Here is a 12,735-nt window from a genome sequence, read left to right on the forward strand (position 1 = left end):
AAATGGCTAAATATACAGAATTAACTCCAGCAAACTTTGAAGAAATCACTAACAGTGGTGTATCTATGGTTGACTTTTGGGCTCCATGGTGTGGACCTTGTAGAATGATTGCTCCAGTAATTGAAGAATTAGCAGAAGAGTTTGAAGGTAAAGCAAACATTTGTAAAGTAAATACAGATGAAGAGCAAGACTTAGCAGTTAAATATGGAATTAGATCAATCCCTACTATCATTTTTATGAAAGATGGTGAAGTTGTTGATACTATGGTTGGTGCTTCTTCTAAACAAGCATTTACTGATAAAATTAACTCATTAATCTAATAAATACTAACAAATATTAAAAAAGGGAAGAAGTTTTTACTTCTTCCCTTTTTTTATGTCAAAAAATCTTCCAAAGTCACATACATGTCACTTTAATATTTTAATATTTCATTATAAAGAATATTAAGGAGTAGACAATGTTCTCAAGTAGTAAAATTAAAATGATATTGCCACTGTTAGTTATTTTAATAGTAGCAATACTTCCAACACCAGAAGGACTTAGTGTAAACGCACACTATTTCTTTGCAGTATTTTTAGGTGTGATTGTTGGATTAATATTAGAACCAATTCCAGCAGCACTAATAGGTTTAACAGGTGTAGCAGTATCTGCTACTTTTGGTTTAGTAGGTGAGACTGCAAAAGCTAGTCGTGATTGGGCTTTAAGTGGTTTTTCAAATGGTGTAATTTGGCTAATTTTTGCAGCATTTATGTTTGCACTTGGATATAAAAAATCAGGACTTGGAAAAAGAATTGCTCTTTTACTTGTAAAATATTTAGGTAAAACATCTTTAGGTTTAGGATATGCAGTTGCTTTTGCTGATGGAATACTTGCACCTTTTATGCCTTCAAATACAGCAAGAAGTGCGGGAACTATTTTCCCAATTGCAATTAACATTCCACAAATGTTTGAATCAACTCCTCAAAAAGACCCAAGAAAATTAGGTTCATATATTTCATGGGTAGCAATTGCTGCAACTTGTGTTACAAGTTCAATGTTTTTAACAGCACTTGCACCAAATTTACTAGCTGTATCTTTAGTAGAAAAAAGTACAAATATTGTAATTTCATGGGGTCAATGGTTTGGAACTCTTGCTATTATTATGATTCCATTATTTTTACTTGTACCATTTTTAGCATATATAGTTTACCCACCAGAACAAAAACACTCTCCAGAAGCTCCAGCTTGGGCAAAAAAAGAGTTAGATATTATGGGTCCAATTAGTAAAAAAGAGCTTTTAATGTTAGGTCTTGGAATACTAGCTTTAGTAATGTGGATTTTTGGAAGTTCTATTGGAGTAAATGGAACAACAGCTGCTATTTTTGTTTTATGTTTACTTGTTTTAACAGATGTAATTACTTGGGAAGATGTTATTACAAATAAAGCAGCAATAAATGTATTTATTTGGTTTGCAACACTTGTAGCAATGGCATCAGGACTTAAAAAAGTGGGATTCTTAAAATGGGCATCGGGATTAATTTCAGGTGGTTTAGTAGGACTTGATCCTGTAACTATAGTGATAATGCTTTTAGTATTATTCTTTGTATTCCACTATTTCTTTGCAAGCGTAACAGCACATACAGTTGCATTATTACCATTATTTTTAGGAGTGGCAACTAATCTTATACCAGCTTCTATGATGGAGCCTTTAGCTTTATTATTAGTAGGTTCATTAGGTTTAATGGGAATTATAACTCCTTATGCAACAGGACCATCACCTATTTGGTATGGTGCAGGTTATATTTCACAAGCTACATGGTGGAAATTAGGATTTATTTTCGGAGCAGTTTATTTAAGTGCATTAGTTTTACTAGGATTTATGATACTTTAGACAAAAAATATTTATAGCAGTAATTAAATTACTGCTATAATATACTTCATGAAAAAACTTATTTTAATCACAATTCTTTTTACAACTTTTCTTTTTGCAAACTCATCAATTTTAATTATAAACTCTTATCATAAAGGTTATGAATGGAGTGATAGTATAATCAAAGGTATTGAAAAAACTTTATATTCACATCCTAGTATTGATATGAATATTTTATATATGGATTCAAAGAGAATATCCACTTCTGAATATTTTCAAAGCTTAAAAGATTTATATAAAGTTCAATTAGAAAATAGAAAATATGATTTAGTAATAACTGTGGATAGGTTTGCTTATGATTTTGTTGTTAAAAATTATAATGAATTTTTTAAAGATGAACTTATTTTAAGCGTTGGAATAGAGAATTTTAATAAGCAAAGACTTAAAAAATATAATCTTGAAAATAAAGTTTCAGCTTTATTAGAAAAAAGAGATTTAAAAGCAAATGTAAAACTAATAGAAACAATTATACCTTCAATAAAAAAACTCTATGTAATAAATGATAAAAGTGAAAATGCAAAACATACAGAACCTTTGATAAAAAATCTTTTTGATGGCTTTAAAGGCAGATATGAACTTATTTATTTAAGAGAAAATAGCTTAAAAGATTTAGAAAAAAGATTCTCAAAGTTTCAAGAGAATACGGCTTTATTATTTGTAAGGTTTTATAAGAATAGTAATGGAGTTTTAAATAAAAATCAAGAAATAGCAAAGTTTATAAAAGATGCAAAAGTTCCAATTTTTATAACTGATTCAATCTTTAATAAAAAAGGTGCAATTGGTGGAAAAATAGTAGAACTTGAAAAGTTTGGAAAAACATCAGGACAAATGGCTCTAGATATTTTAGAAGATAAAAAACAAATAATCAAAGTTTCAAAGGACTTTTCTTATGTTTTCGATGCTTTAAAATTAGATAGTTTTACTTTATCAATTAACCAAGTTAAAGAAGATTATGAAATTGTAAATAAAAGAGTAACTTTTTTTGATAAAAATAGAGGTTTTATAAACTTTGTTTTCACTATTTCACCTTTTTTAATTTTATTAATTATTGGTTTATTTCACAACATTTATTTAAGAATCCATAGTCAAAAAAAATTAAAGCAAAGAATTGAGTTTGATACAGTTTTATTAAATGCAATTGAAAGCCCTATATTTTGGGAAGATGATAAAGGAATAATTGTTGATTCAAACTTAAAATTTTGTAATTTTATAAATATGAATGCAAAAGAAATATATGGACGAAAATTAAGTGATTTAAGAAATACTAATAGTAGTTTATTAGTAAATATTTTAAAAAGATTTAATATAAATAAAGAAGAAAATAATCAGTTTAAATTTAAAACTGCAAAAAATGAAGTAGGAACATTTTTTATTAAACAAGCCCAGTATTGTGATAATAAAACCAAAAAAAGTGGTGTGGTTACAATTCTTACGGATATTACAAAAGAAAAAGAAATAGAAAAAGAGAAGAAAAAAAATGAAGAGTTTGTAATACAACAATCAAAACTTGCAGAAGTTGGAGAAATTTTTTCATCAATTGCACATCAATGGAAATCTCCATTAGTGGAAATTACAACAATTGCACAAGAAAGTTTTTATAATTCAAATAGCAGTTTAAATGAAGATGAATCATACGTAAAAGATATAATGACGCAAGTAAATTATATGACAAAAACAATAAATGATTTTCAAGAGTTTATAATTCCATTTAATGAAAAAAAAGTATTTAATATTTTGGAAGCTGTAAATTCTATGTTAGAAATTGTAAATCATAATATTAAATACAATTATATTAAAATAAAAATTGATGTAAAAGAGAATACAAACTTAAATGTAAATGGTTTTAGAAATGAGTTTATGCAGTCTTTTTTAAATATTATAAATAATGCAAAAGATGAATTATTAAAAAATGATATTAAAAATAGATATATTAATATTTCTATTTACAATGAAGAAAAGAATATCATTATAAAAATAAATGACAATGCAGGTGGAATAAAAAATGAAGATATTCATAAAGTATTTAAAGCATACTACTCAACAAAGAAAAATGGACATGGAATTGGTTTATATATGGCAAAAATGATAATAAAAGATAAAATGAATGGAAAATTAAGTGTGAAAAATTTAGAAAATGGCGCATCATTTAAAATTATCTTGGAGAATGTTTAGTGAAAGTATTAGTTTTAGAAGATAATGAAAGACTATTAAATGTAATAAAATCTGCACTGGTAAAAGAAAACTATGTAGTTGATACTTTTACAGATGGTGATGATGCTCTTAACGCTTTAGAAAATGGATATAACTGTTTTATTTTAGATATTAATGTCCCAAATATTGATGGAATATCTTTGTTAGAATTATTAAGAATTAATCATAAAGATACACCTGTAATTATTATAAGTTCAAACCATGATTTTGAAAAAATACAAAAATCTTATGATTTAGGTTGTGATGATTATATTAAAAAACCTTTTTTTATTTTAGAATTAGTGCAAAAAGTAAAAAAATTTTGTAAACTTCAAAAAAAGTTTCTAGAATTTAGTAGTGATTATAAATATGATTTTATTAACCATATTTTATATAAAGAGAATAAAGAAATTGAATTAACAAAAAAAGAGATTTTATTTTTAGAGTTATTCTCAAAAAACTTACACCATATAGCTACTTATGAAGAATTAGAAGAGTATGTGTGGGAAGGTGAAAATACAAATCTTGTAAATATAAGAGCAATGATAAAAAGGCTTAGAAAAAAAATTCCTTATGAATCAGTAGTAATTGTAAAAGGTATGGGATATTCACTTTCTAAGGATACAAAATTAGTTTAAGATTAGTTAAACTATAACTTACATATATTTTAGTATTATTACATCTTTAATAAATACTATAGCTTATACATAAAAAAACAAGGACTTGATATGTTAGATTTAGCGATTATTGGTGGAGGACCTGCAGGACTTACTGCTGGTTTATATACAACAAGAGGTGGTTTAAACAACGTTACTATGTTTGAAATGGGAATGCCAGGTGGTCAAATTACTACTTCATCTGAAGTAGAAAATTATCCAGGACAAAAAGAAATTGTAACAGGTATGGCTTTAATGGAAGATTGGCCTGAACAATGTAAAAGATTTGGTTTAAAACATGAAATGAACCAAGTTATGTCTGTTACAAAAAACGATGGTGTTTTTACACTTAAAACAGCTGATGGAAAAACTCAAGAAGCAAAATCTGTATTATTAGCAACGGGTTCTGTTCCTAGACGTGCAGGATTTAAAGGTGAAGACCAATTATTTGGAAAAGGTGTTTCTACTTGTGCAACTTGTGATGGTTTTTTCTATAAAGGTAAAGAGGTTGCTGTAATTGGTGGTGGAGATACTGCCTTAGAAGAAGCAGTTTACCTTTCAAAAATGTGTTCAAAAGTATATGTTATTCACAGACGTGATACATACAGAGCAGCACCTTCAACTATTGAACATATGAAAAATGCAGATAATATAGAAGAAGTAACAAATGTAGATATTGATGAGGTTTATGGTGATAATATGGGTGTAACTGGTATTAAAGTTAAATCTAAAATCACAGGAGAAATCAGAGATATTCCAGTTCCTGGTGTATTTGTTTTTGTTGGACGTGATGTATTAAATGATTCTTTAAAACAAGAAGATGGCTCTTTTTTATGTGAAACAAACGACGCTGGTGAAATTGTTGTTGATTTAAAAATGAGAACTAATGTTGAAGGTTTATATGCAGCTGGTGATGTTAGAATTGATGCTTCAAAACAAGTAGTTTGTGCTGCTGGTGATGGTGCAACAGCAGCAGTTAATATTATTGAGTATTTAGGATAAAAGGAAATTAATTAAATGATTAAAGTTGGAATTTTAGGAAGTACAGGAAGAGTTGGATCTTTATTAATTGATGATTTAGAGAATGACGAATATGCAAGAGTTGGTGCAGTTCATGTTTTTGATAAATTAAAAAAACAATTACCAGAAGATACAGTTGTAACTAATGATATGAAAGTATTATTTGATTCTTCTGATGTAGTTATTGATTTTAGTGCACCAGCTGCAACTGAAGCTTTATTAACTGAAGTTGTTGAAAATGGTGCTAGAAAACCTTTAGTAATTGCAACTACTGGATTTACTAAACACCAACAAAATCTATTATTTGAAGCAAGTAAATTAGTACCTATTTTATATGCTACAAATATGAGTTTAGGAGTTGCTGTTTTAAATAAATTAGTTGCACTTGCTTCTAAAACTTTAAGTGATTTTGATATTGAAATTGTTGAACAACATCATAAACATAAAGTTGATTCACCTTCAGGAACTGCTTTAACACTTGCTGAACATGCAGCTGATGCTAGAGGTTTAGATTTAGATAAAGTTAGAGTTTCAGGAAGAGATGGTCAAATTGGTGCAAGAACTAAAGATGAAATTGCAGTAATGGCTTTAAGAGGTGGAGATATTGTAGGTCGACATACAGTTGGTTTATATAATGATGGTGAATTCTTAGAATTAAATCATACAGCAACAGCTAGAAATACTTTTTCAAAAGGTGCTATAAAAGTTGCAAAATGGATTATTGGAAAAGAACCAAAACTTTACTCAATCAATGACGCTTTAGGTTTATAAAACTTAAACTTTTAAACAAAATTAATAAAATAAAAACTAAAAGAAAAAAGACATTTACACTTTCACTTTTTTCTTTTCAATAAGGTTAAATAAATGTGCGCAATAGTTGGAATTTACGGGAATGATAATGCTGCAAGACTTGCATCTCTTGCATTGTTTGCAATGCAACATAGAGGTCAAGAAGCTACTGGTATTTCTTCTTCGTGTGATGGAAAAATTCATACGATTAAAAATAGAGGTTTAGTATCAGATGTATTTAAAGAGTCTGCACTTAAAATTCTTAAAGGGAATATGGCTATTGGGCATAATAGATACTCAACTGCTGGTGGAGATTCTATTTTAGATGCTCAACCTGTATTTGCTAAGTATAAATTAGGTGAAATATCTATTGTTCATAATGGTAACCTAATCAACAAAGATGAAGTTAGAAAAGATTTAATTGATAAAGGTGCCATTTTTCAAACAGGAATGGATACTGAAAACTTAATTCATTTAATTGCTAAGAACACTAAAGATAGATTAAGAGATAGAATTAAAGAAGCACTACAAAGAACAGTTGGAGCTTATTGTTTTATTGTTCAATCAAGATCAAAACAGTTTGTAATTAGAGATAAATATGGAATTAGACCATTATCTTTAGGAAAATTAAAATCAGGTGGTTATATAGTTGCTTCTGAAACTTGTGCTTTTGATTTAGTTGATGCAACTTTTGTAAGAGATGTTAAGCCTGGAGAGATGTTAATTTTTAGTGAAGATTATGATGAGCCTGAATCAATTCAATTATTTGAACCAGAATTTAGACCTTGTGCTTTTGAATATGTATATTTTGCGCGACCAGATTCAGAAATAGATGGAAAAAATGTATATACAACAAGAGAACATATGGGTAAAGCCTTAGCATTAAATGATAAAGCTTCAACTGTAAAATATGATATGGTTGTACCTGTTCCAGATTCAGGAGTTCCAGCAGCTCTTGGTTATGCAGCACAAAGTGGTGTACCTTTTGAATACGGAATAATTAGAAATCATTATGTTGGAAGAACATTTATTGAACCAACTCAAGAAATGAGAAGCATGAAAGTTAAAATGAAACTTTCACCTATGAAATCATTAATTGCAGGTAAATCTTTACTTGTAATTGATGATTCAATAGTAAGGGGTACTACTTCTAAGAGAATTGTAAGAATGCTTAAAGATGCGGGAGCAAAAGAAGTACACTTTAGAGTTGCTTCTCCTGAGATTAAATTCCCTTGTTATTATGGTATTGATACACCTAATAAAGAAGAATTAATTTCTAATAACATGACTAAAGATGAAGTTTGTAAATATATTGAAGCTGATTCTTTAGAATACTTATCAGTTGATGATTTAGTTAATGCAATTGGTGGTGATAGGAATTATGCCTTAGAGAGTTTTGATGGAGATTACTTCGTTAAATAATAACTCTTATTTTGTAAACTTTAAATATTAGGGTAAACCCTAATATTTATTTTTTTAATTCTATTTCGTATACATCTGTTCTTCTATCTTTTAAGTTAGTCACACTTCCAATACTATGTAACTGTTTTAACAATTCTAAATCTACATCTGCAATTAAAATCATTTCAGTATTTGGAGTAGATTCTGCTTTTATTCCATTTGCAGGAAATGCGAAATCACATGGTGTAAATACAGCTGATTGTGCATATTGAATATCCATATTACTAACTTTTGGTAAATTTCCTACACAACCTGCAATTGCCACATAACATTCGTTTTCAATAGCTCTTGCTTGTGAACAAAATCTTACTCTTGAATAACCATTTTGTGTATCAGTTAAAAATGGAACAAATAATATATCCATTCCATCTTTTGCTAGCATTCTTCCTAGTTCAGGAAACTCGCTATCATAACAAATAAGTACCCCGATTTTCCCACAATCTGTATCAAATGTTTTTACTTCATTTGCACCTTTTAATCCCCAAACTTTTTTCTCATCAGGAGTTACATGCATTTTTGCATACTTTTCAATTGAACCATCACGTCTACATAAAAAACCAACATTATAAAGGTCACCATCAACTAACTGGGGCATACTTCCTGTAATAATATTTATATTATAAGCAATAGCTAATCTTGAGAATTCTTCTTTAAATTTTGGAGTAAATTTAGCTAATTCTCTAATAGCTTCTGCTTCGCCTAAATGATTAAATGCAGCCATTAATGGAGCATTAAAAAATTCAGGGAATAAGGCGAAATCACTTCTATAATTTGATACTGCATCTACGAAATATTCAGCTTGCTCAAAAACTTCTTCAATATTTTTATATAAACGCACTTGCCATTGTATAAGACCTAATCTAATTACAGTTTTTTGTTGCATTGGAGCTTTTGAAGGCTTTGCATAATATATATTATCCCATGCTAATAATGATGCATATTCACAGCTTTCAACATCACCTTCAAGGTAATTCTTTAAAACTCTTTTTACATAAAAATCATTTGAAAGTTGAAAATTTAAAACTGGGTCATAAATTTCTCTTGCTCTAACTTTTGAAATATACTCTTTTGGAGTTAAAGTATCAGAATATTTTTTATAATTTGGTAACCTTCCACCAAAAATTATACCTCTTAAGTTTAGCTCTTCACAAAGCTCTTGTCTAAATTCATAAAGTCTTCTTCCAAGTCTTAATCCTCTATATTTTTTACTAACAAATACATCAACACCATAAAGTGTATCACCTTCATCATCATGAGTATCAAAAGTATAATTTGCTGTAATTTCTTTATATGTATGAGAATCATCATATTTATCATAATCAACAACAATACTAAGTGCAAAACCTGCTAGTTCGCCATCAATTTTAATACCAACTTGACCTTTTGGGAATTTGTTTAATAAAGTAGTAAACTCTTCAAGACTCCATGATGAATCATCTAAATGTTTATACTCATCATTCATTAAAATTTCTATGTTTTTGTGATCTTCAACTTTAAGATAAATCAGTTCTATCTTATCTATATTATCCATTGTATACCTCTGTATTTAAAAATGTAATTTAAGTTAAATTGTTTGGAATATGTGTGTATAAGTTTTTTGAAATAATACCAGAAAAATTCTAGTATTATTTGATTTTTAAAAGATAATCAACTACATTGTCAATAAATGCATCATGCTTTCTATCTTTTCTGTAAGCGATATATAGTTTTCTAACCATCTTTTGATTGTTAATTCTTGATTCATATAATGCACCTGATTTAAGCAGTGATTCAATTGCATTTCTTGAAACAATTGAAACTGTAGGAGTAAGTGATTTATCAGAGTGTAAAACTGTTTGAACAATAGTTGTAGCACTTGTAACTTCACTTGTAACATCAAATGTATCACAATCAGGGAAGTTAGCTTTATCAAGGTTTTCTTTGAAAATAGCTCTTGTATTTGATTCAGGATTTCTACAAACCCATTTATATGATAATAAATCTTCCGCTTTAGCTCGAGCTGGTAATTGTTGGTTAGAGAAAATTACAATTTCATCTTCCATCCATTCTCTATAAATAATATCATCATTTGAAACATAGTTTTCAACTAAAGCCATATCTATTTTTTTATCTAATAAATCTTCAATTGCTTCATGAGAAACTGAAACATTTATTGATACTTCATTATTAATATTTTCTTTTAGATTATTTAAAAATCTAGGTAGAATATAGTTACCAATTATAAATGATGCACCAAATACAAATGTTACATCTTTGTTCATAATTTTTAGTAATTCTTTCTCCCCATTTGCAACACACTTTTCAATTTTAATTGCAATAGAATAAAGCATTTGACCTTCTTTTGTAAGTCTAATACCATTCTTTTTTCTATCAACTACTTGTACATCTAAATAGTCTTCAATAAATTTCATTTGTTGTGTTACAGCAGGTTGTGAAATACCAAGTTTTGCCGAAGCTTTTGAAAAAGATTTTTCTCTCACCACTGTAAGAAAAGTCTCTAATTTTGCAAAATCTGTTAGCATTATAGCCTCCGTGTTATAAATTATATTTATCATAACATTTATTTATATATAAAATAATTAAGAAGAATAATGAATTTATTTAATATATGGTATAATTATATATTAATGGGAGAACAAATGTCTGAAAATTTATTATCATTATTAAATGATTCGCAAAAAAGTGCAGCTGAACATATCGATGGTTCACTACTTATACTTGCAGGTGCTGGCTCAGGAAAAACAAAAACTATCACGACACGATTAGCTTATTTAATTTCAATAGGAATTGATCCTGCTTCAATATTAACACTAACATTTACAAATAAAGCAGCTTCGGAAATGAGAGAACGTGCTTTTTCAATGATAGACCAAGCATCTATAAATACTCCCCCTTTATTATGTACTTTTCATAAATTTGGATTATTATTCTTAAAATTTCATATGAGTGAATTAGGAAGAAAAGGTAACTTTATTATAATTGATACTGATGACAAAAAAAGAATCATTAAATCAATAGATAAAGAGATTACAACTTCACTTTTAGTATCTGAAATTTCAAAATATAAAAATACATTAATGTCACCTGCTGAAGCAATTGCAGGAGCTGAACTTAAACTATATCAACAAATTGCACTTGTGTACCAAAAATACCAAGAATATTTATTAAAAAACAATCTGGTAGATTTTGATGATTTATTATTATTACCTTACGAAATTTTAAAGAAAAATGAAAAATTAGCACAACAAGTTAGCCAAAAATATCAATATATAATGGTAGATGAGTACCAAGATACAAATGAATTACAATACAGATTATTAAGACTTTTGTGTGCAACACATAATAATCTTTGTGTAGTTGGTGATGATGACCAAAGTATTTATGGTTGGAGAGGTGCAACAATTAAAAATATTCTTAATTTCTCAGAACATTTTGAAGGTACAAAAGTAGTAAAACTTGAAGAAAACTATAGATCAACGGATACTATTTTAAATCATGCAAATCAACTGATTGAGCACAATCGTGATAGACTTGGAAAAAAACTTGTTGGAACTCGTGCAAAAGGTGATTCAATTAAAGTATATGAATCACATGATGAAAATGAAGAAACAAGAAAAATAATAGATGATATAAAAGCCTTATTAGATAGTGGTATTAGTGCAAAAGATGTAGCAATACTATTTAGAGTAAATGCCTTATCAAGATCACTTGAGGAAGGTTTTAATAAAGCTGGATTAAACTATAAACTTGTTGGTGGTATGAAGTTCTACGAAAGAGCAGAAATTAAAGATTTAATTGCATTTTTTAGAATACTAACAAACTCAAATGATAACTTTTCATTAAAAAGAGTTATTAATAAACCAAAACGTGGTATTGGAAAAACAACAATTGATAAGCTTGAAGCAAAATCAATTCAAACACAAAAACCAATTTTTGATTTAATTCAAGAGTTTAGTGCAGATGAACTTGCAGCAATTGTAGGGAAGAAAAACTCTAGAACATTAAAAGTTTTTGAAGCTTCAATAATGGATTTAAAAGATATTTTAACAGAATCAAAAATGAAGTTTTTAGATGCTTTTGAAGATACTTTTGATTATAGAGCCTCTTATGATAATGTTCCTGATGGTTTTGAAAGACAAGGAAATATCGACGAGTTTTATGGATACATAAGAGACTACTTTATGCAAAATCCACATTTAGAATTAAAAGACTTTTTAAATGAAATTGCATTAGAGAGTGAAAATGGTGAATATAATAATGAAGCTATTTCTATGATGAGTATTCATGCTTCAAAAGGTTTAGAGTTTAAAAATCTTTTTATAATAGGACTTGAAGAAGGTTTCTTCCCATTAACTGGTGATGGAGCTGATATTGAAGAGGAAAGAAGATTAGGTTATGTAGCAATTACAAGAGCTATGGATAATTTAACACTTTCCTTTGTTCATTCAAGATTTTATAAAGGTAAAAGGGCAATTTTACAAAAGAGTAGATTTTTAAGTGAATCAGGATTAATCAAAGGTTCTTTAACAATTGAAAAACAATCAAACTTCAAAAAAGGTGATTTAGTTCAACACAAAATTTTTGGTATGGGTAGAGTTCAAAAAGCTACTAAAGCTGGTAAAGACTATAAACTTACAATTAATTTTGGTGGAACAAAAAGAGATATTTTATCTTCTTTTGTTGAAAAATCATAAAACTTATTTAGAGAAT

10 protein-coding genes are annotated in these 12,735 nt (G+C 28.1%); 8 read left to right on the forward strand and 2 right to left on the reverse strand.

Annotated features, from left to right (window positions below; genetic code table 11):
* The first annotated feature begins 2 nt into the window (after positions 1-2).
* The 7 genes from trxA (at position 3) to purF (ending at position 7,986) form a co-directional block, all read left to right on the forward strand.
* Positions 3-320, forward strand: coding sequence for a thioredoxin (gene trxA, locus LPB137_RS01745; RefSeq protein WP_076083564.1), 318 nt, complete (start codon positions 3-5; stop codon positions 318-320).
* A 137-nt stretch (positions 321-457) separates the two neighbouring features.
* Complete coding sequence (locus LPB137_RS01750) at positions 458-1,870, forward strand: DASS family sodium-coupled anion symporter (protein ID WP_076083566.1); 1,413 nt, start codon at positions 458-460, stop codon at positions 1,868-1,870.
* A gap of 48 nt (positions 1,871-1,918) precedes the next feature.
* On the forward strand, positions 1,919-4,081 hold the full coding sequence (locus LPB137_RS01755; RefSeq protein WP_076083569.1) for a sensor histidine kinase: 2,163 nt from the start codon (positions 1,919-1,921) through the stop codon (positions 4,079-4,081).
* Positions 4,081-4,737, forward strand: a complete 657-nt coding sequence (locus LPB137_RS01760; RefSeq protein WP_076083571.1) for a response regulator transcription factor — start codon at positions 4,081-4,083, stop codon at positions 4,735-4,737. Before LPB137_RS01755 ends, LPB137_RS01760 begins: the two co-directional genes overlap by 1 nt.
* 90 nt (positions 4,738-4,827) lie before the next feature.
* On the forward strand, positions 4,828-5,757 hold the full coding sequence (gene trxB, locus LPB137_RS01765) for a thioredoxin-disulfide reductase (protein ID WP_076083574.1): 930 nt from the start codon (positions 4,828-4,830) through the stop codon (positions 5,755-5,757).
* A 15-nt stretch (positions 5,758-5,772) separates the two neighbouring features.
* Complete coding sequence (gene dapB / locus LPB137_RS01770) at positions 5,773-6,546, forward strand: 4-hydroxy-tetrahydrodipicolinate reductase (RefSeq protein WP_076083576.1); 774 nt, start codon at positions 5,773-5,775, stop codon at positions 6,544-6,546.
* 93 nt (positions 6,547-6,639) lie between these two features.
* Positions 6,640-7,986: an amidophosphoribosyltransferase gene (purF, locus tag LPB137_RS01775; protein ID WP_076083579.1), complete on the forward strand. Its 1,347-nt coding sequence runs from the start codon at positions 6,640-6,642 to the stop codon at positions 7,984-7,986.
* Between the two features lie 46 nt (positions 7,987-8,032).
* On the opposite strand, the gene LPB137_RS01780 is transcribed toward purF, so the two are convergent.
* Both LPB137_RS01780 and LPB137_RS01785 read right to left on the reverse strand, forming a co-directional pair.
* Positions 8,033-9,556, reverse strand: coding sequence for a bifunctional GNAT family N-acetyltransferase/carbon-nitrogen hydrolase family protein (locus LPB137_RS01780; protein WP_076083581.1), 1,524 nt, complete (start codon positions 9,554-9,556; stop codon positions 8,033-8,035).
* A gap of 94 nt (positions 9,557-9,650) precedes the next feature.
* On the reverse strand, positions 9,651-10,547 hold the full coding sequence (locus LPB137_RS01785; protein WP_076083583.1) for a LysR family transcriptional regulator: 897 nt from the start codon (positions 10,545-10,547) through the stop codon (positions 9,651-9,653).
* Positions 10,548-10,664: 117 nt separating this feature from the next.
* Here LPB137_RS01785 and LPB137_RS01790 point away from each other — a divergent pair, with 117 nt between their 5' ends.
* On the forward strand, positions 10,665-12,719 hold the full coding sequence (locus LPB137_RS01790) for an ATP-dependent helicase (RefSeq protein WP_076089156.1): 2,055 nt from the start codon (positions 10,665-10,667) through the stop codon (positions 12,717-12,719).
* The last annotated feature ends 16 nt before the right edge of the window (positions 12,720-12,735 follow it).

Origin of the sequence: Poseidonibacter parvus, from assembly GCF_001956695.1 — a bacterium.
GTDB lineage: Bacteria > Campylobacterota > Campylobacteria > Campylobacterales > Arcobacteraceae > Poseidonibacter > Poseidonibacter parvus.

What these genes read in the sequence shown, in the direction of transcription:
- trxA (WP_076083564.1), top strand. Translation starts at nt 3, where the DNA reads ATGGCTAAATATACAGAATTAACTCCAGCAAACTTTGAAGAAATCACT.
- LPB137_RS01750 (WP_076083566.1), top strand. Translation starts at nt 458, where the DNA reads ATGTTCTCAAGTAGTAAAATTAAAATGATATTGCCACTGTTAGTTATT.
- LPB137_RS01755 (WP_076083569.1), top strand. Translation starts at nt 1,919, where the DNA reads ATGAAAAAACTTATTTTAATCACAATTCTTTTTACAACTTTTCTTTTT.
- trxB (WP_076083574.1), top strand. Translation starts at nt 4,828, where the DNA reads ATGTTAGATTTAGCGATTATTGGTGGAGGACCTGCAGGACTTACTGCT.
- dapB (WP_076083576.1), top strand. Translation starts at nt 5,773, where the DNA reads ATGATTAAAGTTGGAATTTTAGGAAGTACAGGAAGAGTTGGATCTTTA.
- purF (WP_076083579.1), top strand. Translation starts at nt 6,640, where the DNA reads ATGTGCGCAATAGTTGGAATTTACGGGAATGATAATGCTGCAAGACTT.
- LPB137_RS01780 (WP_076083581.1), bottom strand. Translation starts at nt 9,556, where the DNA reads ATGGATAATATAGATAAGATAGAACTGATTTATCTTAAAGTTGAAGAT.
- LPB137_RS01785 (WP_076083583.1), bottom strand. Translation starts at nt 10,547, where the DNA reads ATGCTAACAGATTTTGCAAAATTAGAGACTTTTCTTACAGTGGTGAGA.
- LPB137_RS01790 (WP_076089156.1), top strand. Translation starts at nt 10,665, where the DNA reads ATGTCTGAAAATTTATTATCATTATTAAATGATTCGCAAAAAAGTGCA.